The organism is Actinoallomurus iriomotensis (genome assembly GCF_030269445.1).
GTDB lineage: Bacteria > Actinomycetota > Actinomycetes > Streptosporangiales > Streptosporangiaceae > Actinoallomurus > Actinoallomurus iriomotensis.
In genome coordinates, this window is record NZ_BSTJ01000001.1 from 803,272 (window position 1) to 827,751 (window position 24,480).

The following is a 24,480-nucleotide window of genomic DNA, read 5'->3' on the forward strand; positions in this document are numbered from 1 at the left end:
CTCTCGCGGTGCTCCTAGCGTGCCATGGGTGAGGCACCGGGGGTGACATCGGGCCGGTTCCGGCGGTCCCGTGCCTCGTCAGCTCCCCGGCCGGAGCGTCTCGGCGGCGCCGTACCGCAGGATGCTGACGCGCACCTCACCGCAGGCGCACCGACTGTAGGTCACGAGGCCCTCGGAGGTGGCATGCCGGGAGATGACCTCGTACGGCTCGGACTCGGGCCAGGCACAGACAGGGCACTCGGTCACCGGGATTCCGCCAATGCGATCGCTGTAATGGTCTATCCGATGATAAACATTACAGCTCGATCGTCGGGCAAGATAGGGCGATGCGGGTCACCGGCTACAAGAGTCAGGGCATCGGCGCCGCGGCCGCTCTGGTCAACGCCGTGACGAGCGCCGAGGGAACCGACACGGACGACGCGCTGCGCGGCGTCCTGGCGGACCACGGCTTCTTCGTGGCGGACTTCACCGCGGACACCGCGGCGCGGCTGCGTCCCTGGGCCCGGATGCTGCGATCGGTCTTCGAGGCGGAGACGCTGGACCGGGCGGTGGACCTGCTCAACGGCCTGCTCGCGGACGTGCCGATGCACCCCCACCTGGCCGACCACGACGAGCTGGGGCTGCACCTGCACTACGCGCCGCCACAGGTGGAGCTGGCGCACCGGTTCCGCGCGACCACGCTGATGAACCTGTCGGAGCTGGTCTGCGACCACGGCGTCGACCGGATCGGGGTCTGCGCCGCCTCCGGATGTGACCGCGTCTACGCCGACGACTCGCGCGGCGGGCGCCGGAGGTTCTGCTCCGACGCCTGCGCGAACCGGACCAACGTCGCCGCCTACCGCGCCCGCCACCGCGACCGCTGAGACCGGCCAGATCAGCCCGTCAGGGGACGAAGACGGCGATCGGCTTGGCGACCGGGCCGTGCTCCTCCATCAGCGCGAGCAGCGTGCCGTCGGGGCCGAAGACGCCGATCGGGCCCGGCCCCAGGCCGGTCGCGCCCAGACGCCCCCCGTGCGCGATCTTGCGGGCGTCGTCGGTGGACACGTCGAGCCGCGGGAAGGCCGCGGACACCGCCTCGGCCAGCGGCAGGACGGTGAGCTCCTCGGTGAGCTGCTCGATCGTACGGGCCTGGGAGAGGTCGTACGGGCCCACGCGGGTGCGGCGCAGGTAGCACAGGTGGCCGCCGACGCCCAGGGCGGCGCCCAGGTCGCGGGCCAGCGCGCGGATGTAGGTGCCGCTGGAGCACGTCACGGTGGCCGAGACGTCGAGCACGTCACCGGCGTAGCGCAGGTCACCGAGCGCGAAGTCGTACACCGTGACCTGGCGGGCCTTGAGCGCGACCTCCTCGCCGTCTCGGACCCGCTTGTACGCCCGGCGTCCGTCCACCTTGATGGCGCTGACCTGGGGCGGGATCTGCTCGATCGGGCCGGTGAGGTCGGCGACCGCCGTGCGCAGCTCCTCCTCGGTCACTCCCGAGGCGGGCGCGGTGGCGGTGACCTCACCCTCCGCGTCGTCGGTGTTGGTCGACTGGCCCAGCCGGATCACCGCGTCGTAGGACTTCTCGGTGAGCGCCAGGTGGCCGAGCAGGCGGGTCGCCTTGTCCACCCCGACGACGAGCACACCGGTGGCCATGGGGTCGAGCGTGCCGGCGTGGCCGACTCTGCGAGTGCCCGCCAGCCGGCGCAGCTTGCCCACGACGTCGTGGGAGGTCCAGCCGGCCGGCTTGTCGACGATGACAAGTCCGTTCATGTGCGGTTGACGACCTCGATCTGGGCGAGAAGCTCCCGTAGGCGTTCGACCGCGTGCCGGACCTCGCCGTGCAAGGTGAAACCGGCCGCCGTCGGGTGTCCGCCGCCGCCGAGCGCGACGCACGCCATCCCGACGTCGACGCGCCCCTTGGAGCGGGTGGAGACCTGCCAGGCGCCCTCGTCGTCCTCCTTGAAGACGACGGCGACCTCGGCCTCGTCCGTGCGCCGGACGACGTCGATCACGCCTTCGAGCAGGTCGTACGGCAGGCCGTGCGCGGCGCGGTCGGCGCGCGTCACCGTGGTCCAGACCATGCCGAGGCCGCCGGCCACCTCCGGTTCGAGCGTGGCGCGGCCGAGCGCCGCGGACAGCACCGGCAGGTAGCCGAACGGGGCGCGGTCCCAGACCTCGCGGGCGACCCGCTCGGGCCGGATGCCGGTGGCGAGGAGCCTCCCGGCGAGCGCGTGGACCTCGGGGGTGGTCGCGGCGTACTTGAAGGAACCGGTGTCGGTGACCAGCCCGACGTACAGGCCGAGGGCCATGTCATGGGTGAGGGGCACGCCGAGCCGGTCGATGAGGCGCTCGGTGACCGCCGCGGTCGCCGCGGCGCCCGGGTCGACGAGATGCGTCGTGCCGAACCGGGTGTTCGACGCGTGGTGGTCCAGGACGATCACCTCGCGCGCCTTGCGGGCGTTGGCCGCGAGGCTGCCGAGCCGATCGCGGCTGGCCGCGTCGAAGGTGACCATGACGTCCGGCTCGGCCGGGTAGTCACCGGGGTCGGTGAGCAGGTCCAGGCCGGGCAGGAACCGCAGAATCCGCGGCACGACGAACACGTCGCCGAACGAGGCCGTGAACGGCTTGCCCAGGACGCGTAGCGCCTGGGCGAAGGCCAGCATCGACCCCAGGGCGTCGCCGTCCGGGGAGACGTGACACGCCAGGCAGACCGTCTCGGCCTCTTCGATCGAGGCGACCGCCCGTTCCCACTCGTCGGCGGTGATGGCTACGGTGCTACCCGGCGGGGAGTTCACGACCCGGAGTATCCCGCGTTGTCGGCATCGTCGCCGTCGGTTTCGTCAACATCCGCATCGGATCGCGCCTCGCGGTAAGGGTTGGCGTCCCCGGCGGGAAGGGCACCCTCGGCGACCTTGGCCACCTGCTCGTCCGCGGCGCGCGCCTTGGCGAGCAGATCGTTGATCTGCCGGGCGTTCTCGGGCAGCGCGTCGGGCACGAACGTCAGGCTCGGGGTGTGCCGCACGCCGGTGCGCTTGCCCACCTCCGTACGGATCACGCCCTTGGCGCTGTCGAGCGCCGCCGCGCTGTCCGCGCGCTCGGCGTCGCTGCCGTACACGGTGTAGAAGACCGTCGCGTCCCGCAGGTCGTTGGTCAGCCGGGTGTCCGTCACGGTGACGAAACCGAGCCGCGGATCCTTGATCCGCCGCTCCAGCATCTCCGCGACGATCTGCTGGATGCGATCTGCGAGCTTACGAGCCCTCGCGGGGTCCGTCACAGCTTCTCCTTCATCGGTCCCGTGACCAGGGTGCGGTCACGGTCCTCCATCAACCGGTAATGGAATGCACTCTATGACTCTTCGTTGAAGAGCCGTTGCCGGGCCGAGAGCAGCTCGATCTCCGGGCGTCCGGCGACCAGCCGCTCACATGCCTCCAGCACCTCGACGCAGTTGGCCGCCTCGGCGGAGACGACCGCGATCGCGATCTCCGCCCGGCGATGCAGGTCGAGGTGGCCCGTCTCGGCGGCCGCGGCCGCCGGGAACCGCCGGCGTACTTCGGCGACGATCGGGCGGACCACGGCGCGTTTCTGCTTCAGCGAACGTACGTCGCCGAGCAGCAGGTCAAGGGTCAATGCTCCCACATACACAACGGTCACCCCCGTGATCGGACCGGGCATCGACCGACGAGGTGGCGTGCGACGAAGCCGCACGCCACCTCTTCGGGTCGTACCGGGACCGGCGGACGAGCCGCGCTCAGACGCGCGGCTTCTCCCGCATCTCGAAGGTCTCGATGATGTCGCCGATCTTGATGTCGCCGTACCCGATGCCGATACCGCACTCGAAGCCCTCGCGGACCTCGGTCGCGTCGTCCTTGAACCGGCGGAGCGACGAGACGGTGAGGTTGTCGGAGACGACCACGCCGTCGCGGACCAGCCGCGCCTTGCTGTTGCGGTTGATCGTGCCGGACTGGACCATCGAACCGGCGACGTTGCCGATGCGCGGCACCTTGAAGACCTCGCGGATCTCCGCCGTGCCGAGCCGCACCTCTTCGAACTCGGGCTTGAGCATGCCCTTGAGCGCGGCTTCGACCTCTTCGATCGCCTGGTAGATGACCGAGTAGTAGCGGATGTCCACGCCTTCGCGGTCGGCCAGCTCCTGCGCGTTGCGCTCGGGCCGGACGTTGAAGCCGATGATGACGGTGCCCTCCGACGTGAGCGCGAGGTTCACGTCGTCCTGCGTGATCGCACCGACGCCGCGGCGGATCACCCGGAGACCGACCTCGTCGCCGACGTCGATCTTGAGCAGTGCGTCCTCGAGGGCCTCCACCGAACCGGAGACGTCGCCCTTGATGACCAGCAGCAGCTCCTGGAGCTCGCCCTTCTCGAGGTCCTTGAACAGCTCCTCGAGGGTGCGGCGCCCGCGAGTGCGGAGCAGCTCGGCGTTGCGCTTGCGCGCCTGCCGGCGGTCGGCGATCTGGCGTGCCATCCGGTCGTCGTCGACAACGATGAAGTTGTCACCGGCGCCGGGCGTGGCCGACAAACCCAGGACCTGGACCGGACGCGACGGCGGAGCCTCCTCGACGGGCTGGAAGTTCTCGTCGAGCATCGCACGGACGCGGCCGAAGGCCTCGCCACAGACGATCGAGTCGCCGACCTTGAGCGTGCCGCGCTGCACGAGCACGGTCGCCACCGAACCACGGCCCTTGTCCAGGTGTGCCTCGATCGCGACCCCCTGGGCGTCCTGTTCGGGGTTGGCCCGCAGGTCCAGCTCGGCGTCGGCGGTCAGGACCACCGCTTCGAGCAGGTCGTCGATGCCCATGCGCTGCTTCGCCGAGATGTCGACGAACTGCGTCTGGCCACCGAACTCCTCGGCCACCAGGCCGTACTCGGTGAGCTGCGCACGCACCCGCTGGGGGTCGGCGCCCTCCTTGTCGACCTTGTTGACCGCCACGACGATCGGCACCCCGGCCGCGTTGGCGTGGTCGATCGCCTCCGTGGTCTGCGGCTTCACCCCGTCGTCGGCGGCGACCACCAGCACGACCAGGTCGGTCGTCTCGGCACCGCGCGCACGCATGGCGGTGAACGCCTCGTGACCCGGGGTGTCGATGAAGGTGATCTTGCGCTCCTGGCCGTCGACCTCGGTCGCGACCTGGTAGGCGCCGATGTGCTGGGTGATGCCGCCGGCCTCGCCGGCCACCACGTTGGCGTTGCGGATCGCGTCGAGCAGCTTCGTCTTACCGTGGTCGACGTGACCCATGACGGTCACGACCGGCGGACGGGAGACGAGGTGCTCGTCGCCGCCCTCGTCCTCGCCGAACTCGATGTCGAAGGACTCGAGCAGCTCGCGGTCCTCGTCCTCGGGGCTGACGACCTGGACGGCGTAGTCCAGCTCGGCGCCGAGCAGCTGCAGCGTCTCCTCGTTGACCGACTGCGTCGCGGTGACCATCTCACCGAGGTGCAGCATCACCTCGACGAGCGACGCCGGGTTGGCGCCGATCTTCTCGGCGAAGTCGGTGAGCGAGGCGCCCTGCGGCAGGCGGATCGACTGGCCGTTGCCACGCGGGACGCGGACACCGCCGATCGAGGGCGCCTGCATGTTGTCGAACTCTTGACGCCGCTGCTTCTTGGACTTGCGCCCACGCGTGGGGCGTCCGCCGGGACGGCCGAACGCGCCCTGCGTGCCGCCGCGGCCACGGCCTCCGCCGCCCGGACGCGGGCCGCCGAAGCCACCGGGACGGCCACCGCCGCCGGCACCGGCCGGACGGCCGCCGAAGCCGCCGCCACCACCGGGACGACCGCCGCCACCGGGACGGCCACCGCCGCCACCGGGACGACCGCCGCCACCACCACCGGGACGCCCGCGGCCACCGGCGCCGCCGGGGCCACCGGTGTCGCGCTGCGGACGCGACGGCATGTTCATCGGGCTGGGACGCGGGCCTCCGGGCCGAGGCGGCATGCTGCCGGGGTTCGGCCGGGGACCGCCGGCGCCGGGTGCGCCGGGACGGCCCGGACCACCCGGGCGCGGCGGGGCGCCCGCACCGCGGTCGCCACGAGGCGCGCTGGGCCGGTCACCGCGAGGCGGCGCCGGACGGTCGCCGCGCGGGCCAGGGCCGGGACGCGGACCCGGCTTGGCCGAGCCCATGCCGGTGTTGGTCGAGGAGAACGGGTTGTTACCCGGACGCGGACGGCCGCCGGGACGCCCACCGGGCGCGGCCGGACGCGGACCGCCGCCGGGACCACCGGAGCCACCGGGCCGCGGGCCCGGCTTGGGACCCGGACCGGGACGCTGCGCGGGACCGGGACGCGGGCCCGGCTTGGGCCCGTCGGCCTGGCCACCCGGACCACCCGGACTGGCCGGACCGGACGGACCGGGTGCGGGCCGGGGCGCGGCCGGACGCGGGGCCTGCTGACGCGGGCCCGGCTGCGGGGCCGGCTTGGGCGCCTCGGGCACCGGCGGCAGATCGCGGCGGGGCGCCGGGGGCGCCTCCGTCTTGATCTCCGGTTGGGGCGCCGGCCTGGCCTCCGGCTTGAACTCTGGCTTGGGTGCGGCCGGCTTGGGCACCGGCCTGCGCGGACCCGGCTTCGGCGCCGGGGCCTTCTTACCGTCGCCCGACTTGGCCGACGGTCCTCCGAATGCTTCCTTAAGTCTGCGAACGACCGGCGCCTCGATCGTTGACGACGCCGACCGGACGAACTCGCCCATCTCGTTGAGCTTGGCCATGACGGCCTTGCTCTCCACACCGAATTCCTTGGCGAGCTCGTATACCCGGACCTTTGCCACTGCACTCCCTACTCGGTCCGGGGACGTCCTCGGACCGTCGCTACCTTGCGGTAATCATCGCTGCGTGCTCATCGAGCGCTCATAGCAATCTCGACCTGCTTCCGACTAGACGTCGCTTACGAACCGGCCTGCTGGGACTCGAGCCATTGGCGGAGCACGCCAACCTCGAGCGGCCCCGTCCGGCGAAATGCCCGGGGGAACGCCCGACGACGCTCAGCCAGCTCAAGACATGCCAGGTCGGGGTGCAGGGAGGCGCCCCTACCCGGCATTCGCCCGCGCGGGTCAGGGACCACGTTGAAACCAACAGGGCCCTCGACCACGACCAGGCGCAGCAGGTCGGACTTGGCCGTGCAAATCCGACAGCCCACGCATGTACGCCGTGGGACCGCGCGACCACGAACCATAAGTCTACCGCGTCGGCGCGTCGGCGGGACCTGCCGCATGCTCCCCTTCGGAGGAAGATCCGTTTTCGGTGTCCGGGCGGATGTCGATCCGCCACCCCGTCAGACGAGCGGCGAGACGGGCGTTCTGCCCCTCTTTGCCGATCGCCAGAGACAGCTGATAATCAGGCACGATGACCCGCGCGACGCGCGCCTCGGCGTCGATCACCTCGACATGGTTAACCCGCGCCGGAGACAGGGCATTCCCCACGAAATCGGCGGGCTCGTCCGACCAGTCGACGATGTCGATTTTCTCGCCGTGGAGCTCGTGCATCACGTTGCGCACCCGGCCGCCCATCGGCCCGATGCAGGCGCCCTTGGCGTTCACGCCGGGCTTCCGTGAGCGAACCGCGATCTTCGTGCGGTGGCCGGCCTCGCGGGCGATCGCCGCGATCTCGACCGTGCCGTCGGCGATCTCGGGCACCTCGAGCGCGAAGAGCTTCTTGACCAGGTTGGGGTGGGTGCGGGACAGCTTCACGAGCGGCCCGCGGTGCCCCTTCTTGACCTGGACGACGTAGGAGCGGATGCGCTCGCCGTGGTCGTAGTTCTCGCCCGGGACCTGCTCCTCGGGCGGGATCACACCCTCGAGCTTGCCGAGGTCGACCAGGACGTTGCGCGGGTCCTTGCCCTGCTGGATCACGCCCGCGACGATGTCGCCCTCGCGCCCGGCGTACTCGCCGAACGTCATCTCGTCCTCGGCGTTGCGCAGGTGCTGCAGGATCACCTGCTTGGCGGTGGTCGCCGCGATCCGGCTGAAGTTGGTGGGCGTGTCGTCGTACTCGCGCGGCTCGGCGGGCTCGCCCTCCGCCTCGTCGGCGGGCGTCTCGGTGGCCCACACCGTGACGTGGCCGGACTTGCGGTCGAGCTCGACGCGGGCCTTCGGGGCGGCGCCCTCGGTGCGGTGGTACGCGATCAGCAGTGCTTCCTCGATCGCCTTGACCACGAGTTCGAGAGAGATGTCCTTTTCACTCTCGAGACTGCGCAAAGCCGTCATATCGATGTCCACGAGGCCTCCCCCTAGTCCTCGTCGCCGTCGGGATCAGCGTCATCCCGGCGGTTGAACTCCACCTGGACCAGCCCGCGGGTGAGCTCGTCGTAGCCGAGCCGTCGCTCCTGGCCGTCGGTGTCGAGCACGACGGCCTCGTCATCGGCCGTCGAGACGCGGCCGGTGACCTCCTCGCCGCCGGACAGCGTCGCGCGTACGAGGCGGCCGCTCGCGCGCCGCCAGTGCCGTGGCTGGGTGAGGGGACGGTCGACCCCCGGCGAGGTCACCTCGAGGACGTACGGCCCCGAGCCCATCGCGTCGCTCTCGTCGAGCGCGGCGGAGACACGCTGGCTCACGACCGCGATGTCGTCGAGGCTGACGCCGCCGTCGCCGTCGACGATCACGCGCACCTGCCGCCGTTTGCCGGCCGGCGTCACGATGACGTCCTCGAGATCGAACCCGATCTCGGCGACCACCGGCTCGAGCAGGCGCATGAGCGAGGCCCGCGCCTGGTGTCCGGGCCCCCGCCGGCCCCGCTGAGCGTGGCCAGAGTCGGCATTGACGCTCATGGGGCCTCCTTCGTATAGGCGCGTACGGCCGCGCGGCCGATGTGTGAGTGGCCGCCCGGTGCGTCCACTCCGCACCTAAGACTATCCACAGCTGCGGGCGCCGGGTGCCGCATCGCCAGCCGACGGGCGCGCCCTTGTGGAATGCTTGCGCACCTGAGTGGAAGACGATGGACGGAGGCACGCTTGGAGGCGTTGCGGTCCGTGACTCCGACGCGGCGTGCGGTGCTCGGGGGCTCCGTTGCGGCGCTCGTGACGACCACGGGATGCACGACCGTCGGGCCGGGCGAGGCTCCCTCTCCGGGTCCCGAGGTGACGCTGCTCGACGGGGTGATCGCGAGCGAGGCCGCGCTCATCGCCCTGTACGACGCGGTTCTCGCCGCCCACCAGGGCCTGAGCGGGCGGCTCAAGAAGCTGCGCGAGCACCATGTCGAGCATCTCGCGGTGCTCAAACGCCACTATGTCCCCGGCAGCGCCAGCACCGCGACGCCCGAGCCGCGACCGTCCGCCACCGCGCCGCGCACCGAGTCCGGCGCCCTCGGCGCCATCCGGAGCGCCGAGCGCAAGGCGGCCTCCGCGCGTGCCGACGAGGTGCGCCGCGTGTCGCCGGGGCTGTCCCAGCTCCTCGCCGCCATCGGCGCCTGCGAGGCCGGGCACGCCCAGGAGCTCACATGACCGAGCGAAGCGAGGGCATCAAAAGCACAGCTCCGGTGGTCACACGCTCCGACGAAGGAGGACCCATGACCGAGCGAAGCGAGGGCATCAAAAACACAGCTCCGGTGGTCACACCCTCCGACGAAGGAGGACCCATGACCGAGCGAGGCGAGCGAATCGGCGACCACAGCACCCTGGTCATGAGGCCGACGAAGGGGGTCTCATGACGCAGACGCCAGAGACGATCGCCGCGCTGCAGGGCGCCCTCACCGCCGAGCACGTCGCGATCTTCGGGTACGGCCTGCTGGGCGCCCACCTGCTCGGCGTCCAACGGCAGAACGCCACCCAGATGTGGAACTCCCACCGCGCCCGGCGCGACCGGCTGCGGTCCTACGTCGAGGCGGGCGGCGCGACCCCGGTCGCGGCGGCGCCGGCCTACCGCCTGCCCTCGCCCGTCTCCTCGGCCCGTACGGCCGCCCAGCTCGCCGCCCGGCTGGAGGACGGCGTGACCGCGGGGTACGCCGGGCTGGCGGGCGTCGCCGACGCGAACCTCCGCCGCTACGCCGCGCTGGCGATGCAGGAGGCGACCGTACGCGCGATCCGGTGGCGTGGCTCACCTTCGGCCGCCTTCCCCGGTCTGACCAGCGCGGCCTTGTATCCGAGGGCGGAAAAATAGCCCGAAAGGTTTGATGGGTAATCTGCCTGGCGAGATCACAGCAAGATCACGACCAGGGAGGTTTCGGGCGCTTTCATGAGTGTGAGTCGCGAGCGACTGCGGGACACATGGCGGACCCTGATGGGTGAGACGATCACGGATCCGCCCGAGGAGGAACCCGGCGACACCGTCTCCGGGGCGGCGCTGGACCTGGTCCTCCGCGTCGGCGAGTTGCTGCTGGCGAGCGGCGAGGTCACCGAACGTGTGAACGAGTCGATGCTCAGCCTGGCGGTCGCGTACGAACTCCCCCGCTGCGAGGTCTCGGTGACGTTCACGGTGATCTCCGCGTCGGTCCATCCGGGGCGGGGGGCACCGCCGGTGACCGGCTCACGGGCGATCCGGCGGCGCTACCCGGCGTACTGGCGGCTCGTGGAGCTGCACACGCTCATCCAGGAGGCCTCCATCGGCCTGCTGGACCTCGAGGAGGCCCACGACCGGCTCCGGAGGATCAAGCGGAGCCAGCCGCCGTACGGGTCGCCGTATCCGGCGTGGCTGGCCGTCGTCTCGCTGGGGCTGATCGCCGCGTCGTCGAGCCTGTCGATGGGCGGCGGGCCGCTCGGCGTGGGGACGGCGTTCGTGGCGACGGTGCTGGCCGACCGGACCGCCGCGCTGCTGGGCCGCCGGGGCATCGCGGAGTTCTTCCAGCTCACCGTGGCGGCGGCGATCGGGGCGACGAGCGCCGTGCTGGTGATCGCGGCGGGTTCGCCGGGCAACGCGTCGACGATCGTCACCGGTGCCATCGTGGCGATGCTGCCGGGGCGGCCGCTGGTCGCGAGCATCCAGGACGGCATCACCGGCGACCTGGTCAGCGCCGGAGCCCGGCTGCTGGAGGTGTTCTTCATCGTGGCGGCGATCGTCTCCGGGCTCGGCGTGACGGTGTACGCCGCGGTGCACCTCGGCGTCCCGATCGACGTACGGGACCTGCCGGCGGCGCCGGTGACGCTGCGGCCGGTGGCGGTGCTGGCGGCGGCGGGCGTGTCGGTGGCCTTCGCGGTCTCCCTGGCCGTCCCGCGCCGCACGCTGCCGGCGGCGGCGCTGAGCGGGGCGCTGATCTGGACGGTGTACGTGCTCGGCCGGGGCCTGGGGGCCGCCCCGCTGCTGGCGGCGGCCATCGGCGCGGTGATCGCAGGTGTGCTGGGCCACGTCCTCGCCCGGCGGCGGCACCTGCCGGCGCTGCCGTACATCGTGCCGGCGGTGGCACCGCTGCTGCCTGGTACGGCGTTGTACCGCGGCATGATCCAGCTGAACGGCGGCGAACCGTCGCAGGGCGTGCTCACCTTGATCGGCGGTATCTCGGTCGCCCTGGCCCTGGGCGCGGGCGTCAACCTGGGCGGCGAGTTCATCCGCGCGTTCCAGCGCGTGGGCGTGGGCGGCTCGGGCCGCGGCGCCCGCCCCGCCGCCCGCCGCACCCGCGGTTACTGACCCCGCCGGTTCGTGGATATGTCGGGAATGTGAATCTTGAGATGGCCGTTGAGCTGGGCAAAGGCCAAGCTATGACGGGGTGAACGCGTGTCCGAGACGACGGAACCGACGGGCCCCCCGTCCTCGGCCGGGGCCTCGGCGGGCACGGCCGCCGCCCTCGCGGACGAAGATTCCGCGCCGTCTGCTCCCGCCACGGCGCTCGACGTCCTCACTCCCGGCCGCGTCCCGGCTCCGGTGGACGCGCGGCGTCGGCGGCTCATGTGGGCCGGACGGGTGGTCATGGCCGGGACCGTCGTCGTCTGTCTCGTGGTCTTCCATGACGATCTGCCCGATCCCGAGGCCATGTGGCGGTCCACGCTCCACGCCGGGCCCGGGTGGCTCGCGTGCGCCGTGCTCGCGCAGGCCGCCTCGATGGGCATGTTCGCCCGGGTGCAGCGGCGGCTGCTGCGAGCGGGCGGCGTGCGGATGTCGTTGCCGCGCGCGCTGCGGATGACCTATGCCGGCAACGCCCTGTCCACCACGCTGCCCGCCGGACCGGCGATCAGCGTCGCCTTCAACTTCCGGCAGTATCGCCGTGCCGGTGCGCCGCCGCGCCTGGCCACCGCGGTGGTCATGCTGGGCGGTGTGATCATGACCGGCTCGTACGCCATCGTGGGGCTGGCGGCGCTGGTGGCCGCGCCGGGTTCGCGGGCGCTCGCGGTGTCCGGGCTCGCCGTTCTGGCGGTGGGGGCCGGCGTGTGCGCGGTCGTGGCGTGGCGCCACGGGGCCTCACTGGCGCGGTTGACCCGCCGTCTCGCCCGCCCGTTCCTGCGTCACCGGCTCGCGGCGCCGTACGCCGCGCGGCTGCGCGAAGGCCGGGCCGGTTTGCGGCTGCGTCCGTCCGACTGGGCGATGCTGTCCTTCGCGTCCCTGTTCAACTGGGTCTTCGACATCCTCTCGCTCGCCGCCGCGGGGCGCGCGGTCGGCGTGCACACCGCGCTGTACTCGATCACGCTGGCGTACTTCGCGGCGCAGGCGGCGGGCACGCTCGTTCCGCTCCTGCCCGGCGGCCTCGGCGCGATGGAGGGCAGCCTCGCCGCGTCGCTCGTCGCGTTCGGCGCGCTGTCGGCGCCGGCGGGGGCGGCGGTCGCCCTGTACCGCCTGGTGTCCTTCTGGGGCGTCGTCGGCGTCGGCTGGCTCGCCTGGCTCGCGGTCAAGGCCGGCGAGAAGGACGGCGCACTCCCGGCCCTGGACGGCGGCTAAAGCACCCGGTCGGGCACCAGCGGGGGTGTGCTCACCGAGGGTTCCGGCTGCTCCTCGTGGCTCGGCATGAGGAGCACGACCACGATCGCCGCGCCGAAGCCCGCCGATCGCAGCACCAGGCGTACCGGATCCTGGGGCAGCGGCTCCCCGAAGACCGCCGTGCCGGCCAGAACCGTGTAGACGCTGCCCACGACGCTCGAGACCGGCACCACGATGGAGGCGCGCCCGCGCTGCAGCGCGGTCTGGAACAGCAGCAGGCCCGCGCCGGACAGGGTCAGGTAGAGGTACGGGTACGGGGAGGCGAGCGTACGGCCGACGAAGTGGTGCGCGTCCTCGGCGAGGAAGCCCGACACGCCCTTGGTCTGCAGGCCGGCGGCCCCGTACAGCAGGCCGGACGCGCCGCCGTACAGCAGGCCCGGCGCCGGCCGGCGGCCCGCCCGCGAGGCGGACCGGGTGGCGGTGACGAACGCCCCCAGCCCGAGGAACACCGTGCCGCCCACCACGGCGAGCATCTCTCCCGTGCCCGCGTGCAGCCCGAGCCTCGTCGGCTCCATCGACAGGCAGACGAGCAGGAGGGACAGCGCCAGGACGCCGAGGCCGGCCCACTCTCGCTGGGTGGTCCGCTCGCCGAGGAACACGGCCGAGAACACGACCAGCAGCGCGAGCCCGGCGAGCTGGATCGGCTGCGCGACGCTGAGCGGCACCAGCGACATCACGACGATCTGGCACGCCATGCCCATGCCCATGACCAGGAAGCCGGTCAGCCACGCCTTGCTGGTGGCCAGGACGCACACCAGCCGTCCGACGCGCCGCATGCTGAGAGGCGGCAGGCCGCGCAGCGCCCGCTTCTCCAGCACGAATCCGGCGTTGTACAGCACGGTGGCGATCAGCCCGAGGACGATGCCGTAGAACAAGCAGCCTCCTACGAGCCTGCGTCGGGGGACGTGACGATCCAGGCCAGACAGTGCCTGACATCGCAGGTCAGGGCGCACGAGAGGACGAACGCCCGCAAGACCACGAGGCACGAATTTACCCGATGGTCCCAAATCCGAGGTGAGCACCGGTCGAAAAGCCGTTCCGGCACGGACGGCCGCGCGCCTGGACGAAGCCGTTCTCGCGCGCCGCCGAGGCCGCCGGTCGTAGGCCTTTCGACCGATTTGAAACGCCTGTCGGAATCTCCCGGGCCCCGTCGCGCTTTACTGGAGGAGTCCCGGAGAGCGGCACTCCCCGCCGCCGCGGGAACGACGGCAACCGAACGAGCGCGTGGCCGAACCGGCCGGAAGAGGAGACGCCCCCATGGCCGACGGCGCGACGGCCGCGACGCCGTACGGCCCTTCCGGGCAGCCTGCGGACGACGCCTCCGTGAACGGCGACCCCGGCCGCGCGACCGCCCAGCACGCGGCGAACGTCCGCGCGATCGACGGCCGCCGGTTCCGCAGCATCCTCGGGCGCTTCGCGACCGGCGTCGTGGCGATCACGGCGATCGACCCCGCGACCGGCGCACCCACCGGGCTGGCCGCCAACTCCTTCACCTCCGTGTCGCTCGAGCCGGCGCTCGTCTCCTTCTGCGTCGCGCACACGAGCACGACCTGGCCGCGCCTCCGCGCGGCCGAACGCCACTGCGTCAACATCCTGTCCGCGCCGCAGCGCGAGGTCTGCCTGCAGTTCGCCGCGAAGGGCGCCGACAAGTTCGCCGGTCTGGAATGGGGCGAGTCGCCCGGAGGCGGGCCGGTGATCGACGGGGCCCTCGCGTGGCTGGAGTGCTCGGTCGAGGCCGAGTACCCGGCGGGCGACCACATGATCGTCGTGGCTCGCGTGCACCACCTGGACCGCCATCACGACGGCGAACCGCTCATCTTCTACAAGGGCGCCTACGGCCGTTTCCAGGGATGACGGAGGGGTACTGGAGGCGCCCTTCACCTCCAGTACCGTCTCAGGAGCTGTACTCCCCCGTCGCGGCGAGCACGCGGGTGACGCGGTCGGCCGCCTCCGCGGGGTCGTTGGCCGGAGCGATGCGCTCAGCCCAGGACCACCAGAACCACCAGGCTCCGGCGGTGGTCTCCGCCAGGATGTTCTCCGCCAGGGCCGATGCGCGTGGGTTCACCACGTGCAGGCTCGGCGGTCCGCCCTGCGGGATCGTCAGCCGGACGGCGAAGCCCCGGTCACGGAGTTCGTCGCCGAGGCTTTCGAGATATGTGATTCGCGTCCGCGCTAACGCGGCGTTCTCATCAGACACGATCGGATCACCTCATCTTGCAGCGTGTGGCCCGATGAAGCATCAGCATTTCGCCGCCCCCGGCCCCCACGCAATTCGCAGCACCGGGCGCCGCCGAACTCGCCCCGGCGCGGGAGGCGAAAGCACGGGAACTGCGGCGGTTTCCCCCTATGCTCGGGAATCACCGCACCGTACGCGGCGGAGTCACGGACAGGGGGCCCAGTGGTCGCGGCAGCACTCCGCAAGGGCAGTACACAGGGACGCCTGCACGCACCCGCGTGCGCCTTCCTCATCCTCTACGGCGTCGCCAAGCTCGCCGAGGTCCTCGACTGGTCCCGCCTGCACCATGACGCCGTGGCGATGCTCGGCGCCGGCTCCGGCGCGGTGACCGGGCTGCTGCTCGCCGGCAAGGGCGCAGAGTTGGCGCTCACCGTCGTCGCCGTGCTGGCCCTGATCCGGTCGGACGAGACGCTGCTGGCCGCCGCCGTGGCGGGCTGGACCGCCGACCTGGCCGTGCTGACGGTCGTGGCCGCGGTCTGCGGCGACCTCTCCCGGCTGCTGGAGCACGGACTCGCGTTCCTGGTCCTCGCCGCCCTGCTGACCGTGCTGTACAGGTCCGGCGCCGTACGGCTGCCGCGCCGCGCCGGCAAACCGGATGAGGCCGCGTCCCCGCCGCCGTACGCGACCCGGCAGGACCTCGTGACCGGCACCACGGACCCGACCCGCCAGGACCTGCCGGTGCGCCGCCCGGACGTCACGCGCCAGGACCTGCCCGTACGCCGTCCCGACGTGACCCGGCAGGACCTGCCCGTACGCCGCCGGCCGCCCAGCACCCCGTGACCCCTGACATCAACGCCATGTTGGCAACGTGGCGTTGATGGTCATCGGAGTCCTGACCCATGGTGGTGCCCCTGGCCGACGCCGACGCACGGTGCGGAGCCAAGGCCGCGCACCTCGGACGCCTGCTGCGCGCCGGCTTCCCGGTGCCCGGCGGGTTCGTCATCGACGACCCGCGCGCCGGCGGCTGGGAGGACGAGCTCGCGCCGGCGCTGCGGGCTCTGGGCCGCGGACCGTTCGCGGTGCGGTCCTCCGCACACGGCGAGGACGGCTCCGAGGCGTCGTTCGCGGGCCAGCTGCACACGACCTTGAACGCGGCCACGCCGGCGCGGGTGACCGAAGCGGTGCGGCGCGCGGCGGCCTCCGGCGGCGGCGAGGAGGCCACGGCCTATGCGGCCCGGACCGGCCGCCCCGCATGCGCGCTGGTACCGGTGATCGTGCAGGTCATGGTCGATCCCGACGCGGCCGGGGTGGCGTTCACCCGGCACCCGGTCACCGGAGCCGACCAGGTGGTGATCGAGGCGACCGCCGGGCTCGGAGACGGACTCGTGGACGGCTCGGTCACGCCGGAACGCTGGACGCTCGACGGCGAGGCGGCGGCCGGCCCGCGCGGCGCCGGGGTCCTGACGGAGCGGCAGGCACGCGCTCTGGCCGGGGTCGCCCGGCGGATCGAGGGTCTGTTCGGCCGCCCGCAGGACATCGAGTGGGCCGTCGCGGGCGGGAAGGTGTGGGTGCTCCAGGCCCGCCCGATCACCACCACGCCCCGCACCGCGATACGGCCGGTGACGACCGCCGGGCGGGTGCTGGTGGCCGGGACGGCGGCCGGCCCCGGCAGCGCGGCCGGACGAGTGCGGCTGATCACCGGGCTGGACGACTTCGGCCGCTTCGCCGCCGGGGACGTGCTGGTCTGCCGCACGACCTCGCCGGCCTGGACGCCGCTGCTGGCCCGCGCGGCCGCGGTGATGACGGAAACCGGGGGCATGCTCGCGCACGCCGCGATCGTGGCCCGCGAGTTCGGCATCCCCGCCGTCCTGGCCGCCGAGGGCGCCATGACCGTGCTCGCCGACGGACGGCCCGTGGTCGTGGACGGCACCGGCGGCACCGTGACCGCCGCCGACGAGGAGCCGGCCCGATGAGCCGGACCACTCCGGCCGACGTTCTGGTCCTGCACGCCGCGCGTACCCTCGGCTACGCCACCGCCGCGCGCATCGCCGAACGTCTCGGACTGCCCGAGGCCGAGGTGACCGAGCGGCTCTCGAACGCGCAGTCCCGTGGATGGGCCGCCTACTCCTCCTTCGCCGGTGACGGCGGCTGGTCCCTGACCGAGGCCGGCGAACACCGGGGTGAGCGACTCCTGGCGACCGAACTCGACGCCGCCGGCGCCCGCCGGGCGGTGGAGGACGTCCACCAGGACTTCCTGCCGGTCAACGACGTGGTGAGCGCGGCCTGCACGGCCTGGCAGCTCGCCGAGATGGGCATCGGCGAGGACCCGGTGACGCTCACCGCCACGATCGCCGCGCTCGAAGAGCCCGCCCACGCGCTGGCCGGCCTCGAGGCACGCCTGACGGCGCACCTGACCCGGTTCGGCGGGTACCACCGGCGCTTCGCGGCCGCGCTGAGCCGGGCGGGCACGGAGCCGGCGTGGATCACCGGCACCGGCCGCGACTCGTGCCACCAGGTGTGGTTCGAACTCCACGAGGCCCTGAGCGCGACCCTCGGTCTGACCCGTTGAGGTCCGCTCCGCGCAGCCGTCAGACGACCAGCCGGGCCACCGCGGTCATCGTGCCGGGGGCCACCTCGGTGAAGCCGCCGTCGCGCACGACGACGTCCGCCTCGGCGACCGTGCGGCTCCACTCGTCCGCCTCGACGACGCGCACCCGCAGGCCCGGCCAGGCGCCTCGGGCGCGCAGCAGCAGGTGCGCCGCGTGCCCGCACTGCGCGGCCGCCTTACCGGTCGTCATCGGCACACCGGGGTTCAGCGCGACCAGAGCGTAGGGCGGGGCCGGCGGCGGCTTGGGTTCCTCCTCGCGTTCCAGGTCGGTGCCGCCGACCTGGAGGCGCGCGATCTCGGGCGGCACCTCGGTGACCGGGCCGGGGACGAACGCCCGCGCCGGCGCGCCCTCGTGGTCGACGAGCACGCCGGGCAGGGCGTCGAGGGCCTCCCAGCGCGCACCGCGCGCACGGCGGACCACCTTGCGGATACGCCGGCCTTCCCAGGCCGCGACCGCCTCGTGCCACTCGCCGCCCGGCGCGGAGCGCGGGTCGGCGAGCAGCGTGACGGCGGCCATCGCCGCCGACTCGCACACCGCGAGGTGCGAGGGGGGTGCGTTCTTCTCCACGCGCAGGGCGAGCTGCATCGCCCACGGTGGCTGGTCCGCCGGATCCTCGTGCCCGTTCGCTGAGCCGTTCACGGGCACATGTCTACACAGCCCGGCGCACGCTCGGCACCCCGGGGGCCGTTCAGGTGAGCTTGGCGAGCGCGTCGTCCATGATCTCCGCGCCGGTGTCGATCTCCTCTTCGGTCACGGTCAGCGGAGGGGCGATGCGCAGGCAGGCGGCGGCTCCACCGGCCCGGCCCTTGGTGATGTTCAGCGACAGCCCGCAGGCGTGGCAGGCGTCGGTCAGTGCCTCGCCGCGCTCGATGGCGGGCGTCTTGGTGGCCCGGTCCTCGACCAGCTCCACGCCCCAGAGCAGGCCCATCCCGCGTACGTCGCCGATCAGCTCGTGCCGCGTGGCCAGCTCGCGCAGGTGGGCGCCGAGGCGTTCGCCGCGCCGGGCGGCGCGGTCGGCGAGGCCCTCCTCCTCCACGACGTCGAGGACCGCGAGGGCCGCCGCCGCGGGCAGCGGGTCGGACTGGTGCGAGGTGTAGTACATCAGGCCCGCGTCGTAGGCCGCCCGCTCGATCGCGTCCGTGGTGACGACCGCGCTGATCGGCAGGCCGCCGCCGAGCGTCTTGGACAGCGTCACGATGTCCGGCACGACGCCGTATACGTCCATGCCGAACATCGCGCCGAGCCGGCCGAAGCCGGTCTGCGCCTCGTCCAGGATGAGCAGCATGCCGCGTTCGTGGGTCAGTTCGAGGAGCCGCGCGAGATATCCGGGCGGCGGCACGAGGATGCCGCCGGACGACAGCACCGGTTCGGCCACGACCGCGGCGCCGGCCCCGCTCGTCTGCTGGTCGTACAGCTCGAAGCCGATCTCCAGGCAGGTCTGGTCGCAGGTGCCGGCGCAGTGCCGTACCGGACAGCGGTAGGCGTACGGGGCGGGCAGCGCGAACACCCCGGGCATCGTCGGTCCGTGCCCGCGCCGTCCGGCCGAGTAGGTGAGCGACTGGCTGCCCGAGGTCATTCCGTGCCAGCTGCGGGTGAGCGACACGACCTCGAAGCCGCCGGTCGCCAGCTTCGCCATGCGGACGGCCGCCTCGTTGGCCTCTCCGCCGGTGCTGAGGAACATCGAGCGGTCCAGCCCGGCGGGCATCAGCCCGGCGACGCGTTCGGCGAGGGCCAGGACGGGTTCGGACAGCAGCCCGGAGTTCAGGTGAACGGCCTCGGTCAGCGACCGGCGCACCGCCTCGACGATGCGCGGGTGGCTGTGACCGATGGTGGCGCAGATCTGGCCGGAGGTGAAGTCGAGGACGCGGCGCCCGTCGGTGGTCTCCAGCCACGAACCGGAGGCGCGGGCGATCACGTCGGAGGAGAACTCCCCGTTGTAGCGGATCAGGCGGCGTGCACGTGGGTCCATGCCGCGATGATCTCCCCGCGCGAACGGCGGATCCAGCGAAGATTCTCGCGGAATATCCGTGGAAGGAAACGAACGATGCTCGATCTCCGGCGTCTGCGGCTCCTCCGCGAGCTGCACGCCCGCGGCACCATCGCCGCCGTGGCCGAGGCGCTGTCCTACAGCCCCTCCACCGTCTCCCACCAGCTCTCCGAACTGCAGCGGGAGGCGGGAGTACCCCTCTTCGAACGCGACGGCCGCCGGCTGCGCCTCACCGAGGCGGCGCACGTGCTCGTCGGCCACGCCGACGTCCTGCTCACCCGCATGGAACTCGCCGAGGCCGAGATGGCGGCCGCCGCCGGCGCCGTGGCCGGCACGGTGCGCGTCTCGGCGTTCCAGACGGCGGCCATCAGCCTGGTCGCGCCCGCGCTCGCCCGGCTGGCCGACCGTCATCCGGAGCTGCGCCTGGAGGTGACGGAGGTCGAGCCGGACCAGGCGTTCGACGCGCTGTTGCGCCGCGAGTGCGACCTGGCGATCTGCGACGAGTACGGCGGGCAGCGCAGGCCGCGCCCGCGCGGGCTCACCTTCGAGGAGCTGTACCTCGAGCGGGTGCGCCTCGTGCTGCCCCGCGGGCATCCCGCGACGCGTCTGCGCGACCTGTCCGAGGCCGCCTGGGCCGGCGGCCAGCCGGGCACCAGTCACGACCGGCTGCTGATGCTCGCGTGCACGAACGCCGGCGGTTTCGTGCCCGACATCCGCCACCGCACGACCGACCTGCTCGTACTGCTCGCGCTCGTCGCCACCGGACGCGCCGTCACCCTCCTGCCCGACCTGTCCCGGCCCGAGCGCGAGCCCTCGGTGACGGTACGGGACACCGGCATCTCCCGGCGCGTGCTCACCGTCGTACGGAACGACGGCCTCGCCCGGCCCGCCCTCACCGCCGTACGGACGGCACTGAGCGAGGCGGCGTCCGACCTTGGTTGACCTTGTCCCTGGGGGAGGCCACAGCATCGGTGGCGACAGGAGGAGGGCGGCGATGGGTTCGCTGACGATCGGGGCCTTCGCACGGGCGGCACGGCTGTCGCCGAAGGCATTGCGCCTGTACGACGAGCTCGGCCTGCTCCGCCCGGCGCGCGTCGATCCGGTCTCGGGTTACCGGTTCTACGAGCCGGCGCAGTTGGAGCGGGCCCGGCTGGTGGCCTGGCTCCGCCGGCTCGGCATGCCGCTCGCCCGCATCCGCGTCGTGTGCGAGCTCGCGCCGGCCGACGCGGCCCGCGAGGTCGCGGCGTACTGGGCGCGGGTGGAGGCCGACACCGCCGCGCGGCGCGACCTGGCCGCCTTCCTCATCGACCAGCTCCAGGGACGAGGAGATGAGCACATGACACTCGGTATCCGCTACGCCGTGCGGTCCGACACCGGCCGGGTCCGCCCGAGCAACGAGGACGCGGCGTACGCCGGCGCGCGGCTGCTCGCCGTGGCCGACGGCTTCGGCGGTGAGGGCCGCGGCGCGCCGGCGAGCGCGGCCGTCATCGAGGCGCTGCGCCCGCTCGACACCGACATCCCGGCGGGCGACCTGCTGAACGCGCTCGACCAGGCCGTGCACGACGCCGACGCCGCGCTGCGCGGCATCACCCGCGACGACCCCTCGATGGAGGGGGTCGGCAGCACGCTGACCGCGCTGCTGTGGTCGGGGTCGCGCCTCGGGCTGGTGCACATCGGCGACTCCCGCGCGTACGTCCTGCGCGACGGCGAGCTGTTCCAGATCACCCACGACCACACGCACGTGCAGTCGCTGATCGACGAGGGCCGCCTCACGCCCGAGGAGGGGGCCTCCCACCCGCAGCGGTCGCTGCTGCTGCGCGCCCTGGCGGGCCGCGGGGTCGCGGCCGACCTGAAGCTCCGCGAGGCGCGTCCCGGCGACCGGTACCTGCTGTGCTCCGACGGCCTGTCCGCGGTGGTCCCGCTCCCGGCCGTCCAGGACACCCTCGCCGCGGCGGCCGACCCCGACGACGCCGTACGGCGGCTGGTCGACCTCGCCAACGACGCCGGCGGCCCCGACAACGTCACCTGCGTGGTCGCCGACGTGGTGGAGGGTGACGGCGCCTAGCCCTCGGTGCGGGGCGTCCGGCAGGTGGCGGTTAGGCTCGGATTCCGGCCGCCCCGCACGAGAGGACCTCATGGCGCGCGCGATCGTGTTCGACCTGTTCGGTGTCATCGCCTCGACCCAGACGCCCGAGGACATCCGCGCGATCGAGCGGACCGCCGGAGTGGAGGCCGGGCCGTTCTGGGAGGCCTACTGGGCGCTGCGCAAGCCGTACGACGCGGGGCAGCCGGCCGGGGAGTACTGGGCGGCGGTGGCCGACCGGCTCGGCGTGCGGTTCACCGACACGACGGTCCGCGCGCTGGTCGAGGCCGACATGAAGAGCTGGACCAACGTCGACGCGGTCATGGTGGGCCTCGTCGCCGAACTGGCCGCTCGCGGCCGTACGCTCGGCCTGCTCTCCAACATCGTCGCCGACCTCGTGCCGATCTTCGAGGCGAGGCACGGCGACTGGCTCCGGCACTTCACGACGCTGGCCTACTCCTGTGAGCTCGGGGTGGCCAAGCCCGACCGGCGGGCGTACGAGCTCGTCGCCGAGCGGCTCGGCGTCGCGCCACACGAGTGCCTGTTCATCGACGACAACGAGACCAACGTGCTCGCCGCCCGTGAACTCGGCATGCGGGCCGAGGTCTTCCGCGCCCCCGACCAGGTCCGCGCCCTGGTCGCCGACTGACGAGAAGATCCCCCGATGAGCACGGCGCCGGCGATCGCGACCGCGGTGACGTTCGTCTGGCTGGGCATGGTGCTGGCCATCTCGTTCCTGGAGGCCCCGCTGAAGTTCCGCGCCCCGGTCGCACGCGCACCACGTCTACATCGCCCTGGAGTCGCTCAAGGTGCTCGCCCTGCTGACCGGCGGGATCCTTCTGCTCGCCGGTTCTCAGCCCTGGGACGACCAGCCGGTCCAGCGCTCGACGGTGAGGGCGATGACCGGGCCCTCCGGCGGGTTCGCCCGGTACTGCTCGTAGCGCTCGCGCAGCAGGGCGATCGGGTGGGCCATCGTGTCCGGTTCGGTGAGGATCTCGGCGGTCGCGTCGGCGCGCACCCACCACAGGCGTGTCCAGTCGTCCTCGTAGTGGTCCGCCAGGACGGCCGCCCGCGGATTGGCGCGGAGGTTGCGCAGGCGTTTCAGGTCGCGGGTGCGCTTCGGCTTGGCGTCGACGGCGGTGTAGATCCGGTCGCCTTCGACGGCGAACGCGGCCACGACCAGGTGCGGGCGTCCGGTGGCGTCCGCCGTGGCCAGGCGCATGACGGGTGCCGACGCCAGCCGGGCGCGGGCGGTGTCCTCGGTCAGCCTCATGCTCGGGAGCCTGTCATGTGGCCGGAGCGTCAGCGACGTGTGGCGGCCGTGTAACGAACCGGTTTCGAACTCTTGACACTCCCCTCCCCTCCCCGCTTCGCTGCGTGGGAGCGCTCCCACGACGCCGGGCCCGCGGAGCCCGGCGCATTCGAACCCGGCTAACGAGACGACCTGAGAGGGGTTCGTCATGAGGGTCATCAGGCATCGCGGGCGGTTCGCCCTGGCGGTGGTGCTGTCGGCCGCGCTCGCGGCGGCGACGGCGTGCGCGGGGGACGACGGCAAGAGCAGCGACGGCAACGAGAAGATCACTCTCACCGTCGACGACTTCGGCACGTTCGGCTACCAGGACCTGTACAAGCAGTACGAGGCCCAGCACCCCAACATCAAGATCAACGAGCGGAATGTCCCCAAGCTCGACGACTACACCCCGCGGCTCCAGCAGTGGATCGCCGCGGGCGCCGGTGCCGGCGACGTGGTCGCGATCGAAGAGGGCATCATGGTCAAGTTCAAGGCCCAGCCGGACAAGTTCGTCGACCTGAAGAAGTACGGCGCGGGCTCGCTGCAGAACAACTTCATCCCGTGGAAGTGGCAGGGCGGGATGAGCCCGGACGGCTCCAAGCTCATCGGGCTGGGCACCGACGTCGGCAGCATGGCCCTGTGCTACCGCCGTGACCTGTTCAAGAAGGCCGGCCTGCCGAGCGACCGTGACGCGGTGACCAAGCAGTGGGCCACCTGGGACGACTTCATCAACGTCGGCAAGAAGTTCACCGCCGCGATCGGCGGGGGCACCAAGTTCATCGACTCCCCCGAGACGTACTACAACACCATCCTCATGCAGGAGGCCGGCAAGGGCTCCAACCAGACGTACTTCGACCAGGGCAACAAGTTCGTCATGGAGTCCAACCCGGCCGTGAAGGCCGCGTTCGACGAGACCGTGAAGATGTCGCAGGCCGGGCTCGCCAACGGCGTGCAGTTCCTGTCGGACCCGTGGAGCCAGGCGCTGAAGAAGGACGCGTTCGCCACCGCTCCGTGCCCGGCCTGGATGCTCGGCCTGATCAAGCAGTACGGCGGTGACGGCCAGAGCGGCAAGTGGGACGTGGCCGGCGTGCCGGGCGGAGGCGGCAGCTGGGGCGGTTCCTGGCTCGCGGTGCCCACCCAGAGCAAGCACCCGAAGGAGGCCGCCGACCTGGTGAAGTTCCTGACCAGCGCGCAGGGCCAGGTCGCGGCGTTCAAGACGGCCAACAACCTGCCGTCCTCACCGCAGGCGCTGAACGACTCCGCGGTCAAGGCGTTCGACAACCCGTACTTCAACAACGCACCGGTCGGCCAGATCTACGCACCGGCCGCGATGAACCTCAAGCCGGTGTACCTCGGCGCCGACAACCAGGAGGTACGCCAGGCCGTCGAGGCCGACCTGCGCGCCATCGCGCAGGGCAAGCTCTCGCCGGGTTCCGGCTGGTCCAAGGCGGTCTCCGACGCCAAGAAGGCCGCCGGAACGGGGTGAGACCGGGCGGCGGCGCCGGGCTCCCCAGGGA

Annotated in this window: 27 protein-coding genes; 13 read left to right on the forward strand and 14 right to left on the reverse strand. The window is 72.5% G+C overall.

Features of this window, described 5'->3' with window-relative positions; genetic code table 11:
* Positions 1 to 78: 78 nt before the first annotated feature.
* The gene (locus QSK37_RS03790) at positions 79 to 246 is read right to left on the reverse strand and encodes a hypothetical protein (protein WP_285580824.1); all 168 of its coding nucleotides are present in this window, start codon (positions 244 to 246) and stop codon (positions 79 to 81) included.
* Positions 247 to 326: 80 nt separating this feature from the next.
* Between QSK37_RS03790 and QSK37_RS03795 the strand changes: the two genes are divergently transcribed.
* Positions 327 to 863, forward strand: a complete 537-nt coding sequence (locus QSK37_RS03795) for a CGNR zinc finger domain-containing protein (RefSeq protein WP_285580827.1) — start codon at positions 327 to 329, stop codon at positions 861 to 863.
* A 19-nt stretch (positions 864 to 882) separates the two neighbouring features.
* On the opposite strand, the gene truB is transcribed toward QSK37_RS03795, so the two are convergent.
* The 8 genes from truB to rimP form a co-directional block, all read right to left on the reverse strand.
* Positions 883 to 1,749: a tRNA pseudouridine(55) synthase TruB gene (gene truB / locus QSK37_RS03800; RefSeq protein WP_285617556.1), complete on the reverse strand. Its 867-nt coding sequence runs from the start codon at positions 1,747 to 1,749 to the stop codon at positions 883 to 885.
* On the reverse strand, positions 1,746 to 2,774 hold the full coding sequence (locus tag QSK37_RS03805) for a DHH family phosphoesterase (RefSeq protein WP_285617557.1): 1,029 nt from the start codon (positions 2,772 to 2,774) through the stop codon (positions 1,746 to 1,748). Before QSK37_RS03805 ends, truB begins: the two co-directional genes overlap by 4 nt.
* On the reverse strand, positions 2,771 to 3,253 hold the full coding sequence (rbfA, locus tag QSK37_RS03810) for a 30S ribosome-binding factor RbfA (RefSeq protein WP_285580832.1): 483 nt from the start codon (positions 3,251 to 3,253) through the stop codon (positions 2,771 to 2,773). The genes QSK37_RS03805 and rbfA overlap by 4 nt, the downstream gene beginning before the upstream one ends.
* Before the next feature lie 71 nt (positions 3,254 to 3,324).
* Positions 3,325 to 3,621, reverse strand: a complete 297-nt coding sequence (locus QSK37_RS03815) for a DUF503 domain-containing protein (protein WP_285618873.1) — start codon at positions 3,619 to 3,621, stop codon at positions 3,325 to 3,327.
* 106 nt (positions 3,622 to 3,727) lie between these two features.
* Positions 3,728 to 6,754 carry a translation initiation factor IF-2 gene (gene infB / locus QSK37_RS03820; protein WP_285617558.1) on the reverse strand — a complete coding sequence of 1,009 codons (3,027 nt, stop codon included), beginning with the start codon at positions 6,752 to 6,754 and terminating at the stop codon, positions 3,728 to 3,730.
* Between the two features lie 116 nt (positions 6,755 to 6,870).
* A complete protein-coding gene (locus QSK37_RS03825; protein WP_349497940.1) occupies positions 6,871 to 7,197 on the reverse strand; it encodes a YlxR family protein in 327 nt (108 codons plus the stop codon).
* Positions 7,163 to 8,188 carry a transcription termination factor NusA gene (nusA, locus tag QSK37_RS03830; protein WP_285618875.1) on the reverse strand — a complete coding sequence of 342 codons (1,026 nt, stop codon included), beginning with the start codon at positions 8,186 to 8,188 and terminating at the stop codon, positions 7,163 to 7,165. The genes QSK37_RS03825 and nusA overlap by 35 nt, the downstream gene beginning before the upstream one ends.
* A 23-nt stretch (positions 8,189 to 8,211) precedes the next feature.
* Complete coding sequence (rimP, locus tag QSK37_RS03835; RefSeq protein ID WP_285580836.1) at positions 8,212 to 8,748, reverse strand: ribosome maturation factor RimP; 537 nt, start codon at positions 8,746 to 8,748, stop codon at positions 8,212 to 8,214.
* A 249-nt stretch (positions 8,749 to 8,997) separates the two neighbouring features.
* On the opposite strand from rimP, the gene QSK37_RS03840 reads away from it, so the two are divergent.
* From QSK37_RS03840 to QSK37_RS03855, 4 genes are all read left to right on the forward strand, one after another.
* Positions 8,998 to 9,420: a hypothetical protein gene (locus tag QSK37_RS03840; RefSeq protein WP_285617560.1), complete on the forward strand. Its 423-nt coding sequence runs from the start codon at positions 8,998 to 9,000 to the stop codon at positions 9,418 to 9,420.
* Positions 9,421 to 9,622: 202 nt separating this feature from the next.
* Positions 9,623 to 10,075: a ferritin-like domain-containing protein gene (locus QSK37_RS03845; RefSeq protein WP_285617561.1), complete on the forward strand. Its 453-nt coding sequence runs from the start codon at positions 9,623 to 9,625 to the stop codon at positions 10,073 to 10,075.
* Positions 10,076 to 10,195: 120 nt separating this feature from the next.
* The gene (locus QSK37_RS03850; RefSeq protein ID WP_285580842.1) at positions 10,196 to 11,536 is read left to right on the forward strand and encodes a threonine/serine exporter family protein; all 1,341 of its coding nucleotides are present in this window, start codon (positions 10,196 to 10,198) and stop codon (positions 11,534 to 11,536) included.
* A gap of 87 nt (positions 11,537 to 11,623) precedes the next feature.
* On the forward strand, positions 11,624 to 12,778 hold the full coding sequence (locus tag QSK37_RS03855) for a lysylphosphatidylglycerol synthase transmembrane domain-containing protein (protein WP_285617562.1): 1,155 nt from the start codon (positions 11,624 to 11,626) through the stop codon (positions 12,776 to 12,778).
* On the opposite strand, the gene QSK37_RS03860 is transcribed toward QSK37_RS03855, so the two are convergent.
* Positions 12,775 to 13,692 carry a DMT family transporter gene (locus tag QSK37_RS03860; protein ID WP_285617563.1) on the reverse strand — a complete coding sequence of 306 codons (918 nt, stop codon included), beginning with the start codon at positions 13,690 to 13,692 and terminating at the stop codon, positions 12,775 to 12,777. The two genes, QSK37_RS03855 and QSK37_RS03860, sit on opposite strands and share 4 nt — an antisense overlap.
* Before the next feature lie 382 nt (positions 13,693 to 14,074).
* Between QSK37_RS03860 and QSK37_RS03865 the strand changes: the two genes are divergently transcribed.
* A complete protein-coding gene (locus tag QSK37_RS03865; protein ID WP_285617564.1) occupies positions 14,075 to 14,671 on the forward strand; it encodes a flavin reductase family protein in 597 nt (198 codons plus the stop codon).
* Positions 14,672 to 14,711: 40 nt separating this feature from the next.
* Here the strand turns inward: QSK37_RS03865 and QSK37_RS03870 are convergent, their stop codons facing one another.
* Positions 14,712 to 15,014 (reverse strand): hypothetical protein, encoded by a 303-nt coding sequence (locus QSK37_RS03870; protein ID WP_285580851.1) that lies wholly within the window; start codon positions 15,012 to 15,014, stop codon positions 14,712 to 14,714.
* Between the two features lie 201 nt (positions 15,015 to 15,215).
* Here QSK37_RS03870 and QSK37_RS03875 point away from each other — a divergent pair, with 201 nt between their 5' ends.
* Genes QSK37_RS03875 through QSK37_RS03885 form a run of 3 tightly spaced genes read left to right on the forward strand, consistent with a single transcriptional unit; the run spans position 15,216 to position 17,562 of the window.
* Entirely contained in the window at positions 15,216 to 15,833 is a 618-nt protein-coding gene (locus QSK37_RS03875; RefSeq protein WP_285617565.1) for a hypothetical protein, read from the forward strand.
* A 59-nt stretch (positions 15,834 to 15,892) separates the two neighbouring features.
* Complete coding sequence (locus QSK37_RS03880) at positions 15,893 to 16,966, forward strand: PEP/pyruvate-binding domain-containing protein (RefSeq protein WP_285617566.1); 1,074 nt, start codon at positions 15,893 to 15,895, stop codon at positions 16,964 to 16,966.
* A complete protein-coding gene (locus QSK37_RS03885) occupies positions 16,963 to 17,562 on the forward strand; it encodes a helix-turn-helix domain-containing protein (RefSeq protein ID WP_285617567.1) in 600 nt (199 codons plus the stop codon). The genes QSK37_RS03880 and QSK37_RS03885 overlap by 4 nt, the downstream gene beginning before the upstream one ends.
* A 19-nt stretch (positions 17,563 to 17,581) precedes the next feature.
* Here QSK37_RS03885 and QSK37_RS03890 read toward each other — a convergent pair whose 3' ends face one another.
* Together QSK37_RS03890 and QSK37_RS03895 are read right to left on the reverse strand one after the other, a co-directional pair.
* Positions 17,582 to 18,241 carry an aminoacyl-tRNA hydrolase gene (locus QSK37_RS03890; protein ID WP_285617568.1) on the reverse strand — a complete coding sequence of 220 codons (660 nt, stop codon included), beginning with the start codon at positions 18,239 to 18,241 and terminating at the stop codon, positions 17,582 to 17,584.
* Between the two features lie 49 nt (positions 18,242 to 18,290).
* Positions 18,291 to 19,571: an aspartate aminotransferase family protein gene (locus QSK37_RS03895; protein ID WP_285617569.1), complete on the reverse strand. Its 1,281-nt coding sequence runs from the start codon at positions 19,569 to 19,571 to the stop codon at positions 18,291 to 18,293.
* Positions 19,572 to 19,646: 75 nt separating this feature from the next.
* Here QSK37_RS03895 and QSK37_RS03900 point away from each other — a divergent pair, with 75 nt between their 5' ends.
* The 3 genes from QSK37_RS03900 (at position 19,647) to QSK37_RS03910 (ending at position 22,321) form a co-directional block, all read left to right on the forward strand.
* A complete protein-coding gene (locus QSK37_RS03900) occupies positions 19,647 to 20,531 on the forward strand; it encodes a LysR family transcriptional regulator (RefSeq protein WP_285617570.1) in 885 nt (294 codons plus the stop codon).
* A gap of 52 nt (positions 20,532 to 20,583) precedes the next feature.
* Positions 20,584 to 21,654 (forward strand): MerR family transcriptional regulator, encoded by a 1,071-nt coding sequence (locus QSK37_RS03905; protein ID WP_285617571.1) that lies wholly within the window; start codon positions 20,584 to 20,586, stop codon positions 21,652 to 21,654.
* 70 nt (positions 21,655 to 21,724) lie between these two features.
* Complete coding sequence (locus QSK37_RS03910; RefSeq protein WP_285617572.1) at positions 21,725 to 22,321, forward strand: HAD family hydrolase; 597 nt, start codon at positions 21,725 to 21,727, stop codon at positions 22,319 to 22,321.
* A 204-nt stretch (positions 22,322 to 22,525) separates the two neighbouring features.
* On the opposite strand, the gene QSK37_RS03915 is transcribed toward QSK37_RS03910, so the two are convergent.
* The gene (locus QSK37_RS03915; protein WP_285617573.1) at positions 22,526 to 22,945 is read right to left on the reverse strand and encodes a TIGR03668 family PPOX class F420-dependent oxidoreductase; all 420 of its coding nucleotides are present in this window, start codon (positions 22,943 to 22,945) and stop codon (positions 22,526 to 22,528) included.
* Between the two features lie 187 nt (positions 22,946 to 23,132).
* On the opposite strand from QSK37_RS03915, the gene QSK37_RS03920 reads away from it, so the two are divergent.
* On the forward strand, positions 23,133 to 24,449 hold the full coding sequence (locus QSK37_RS03920; protein WP_285617574.1) for an ABC transporter substrate-binding protein: 1,317 nt from the start codon (positions 23,133 to 23,135) through the stop codon (positions 24,447 to 24,449).
* Positions 24,450 to 24,480 lie beyond the last annotated feature (31 nt).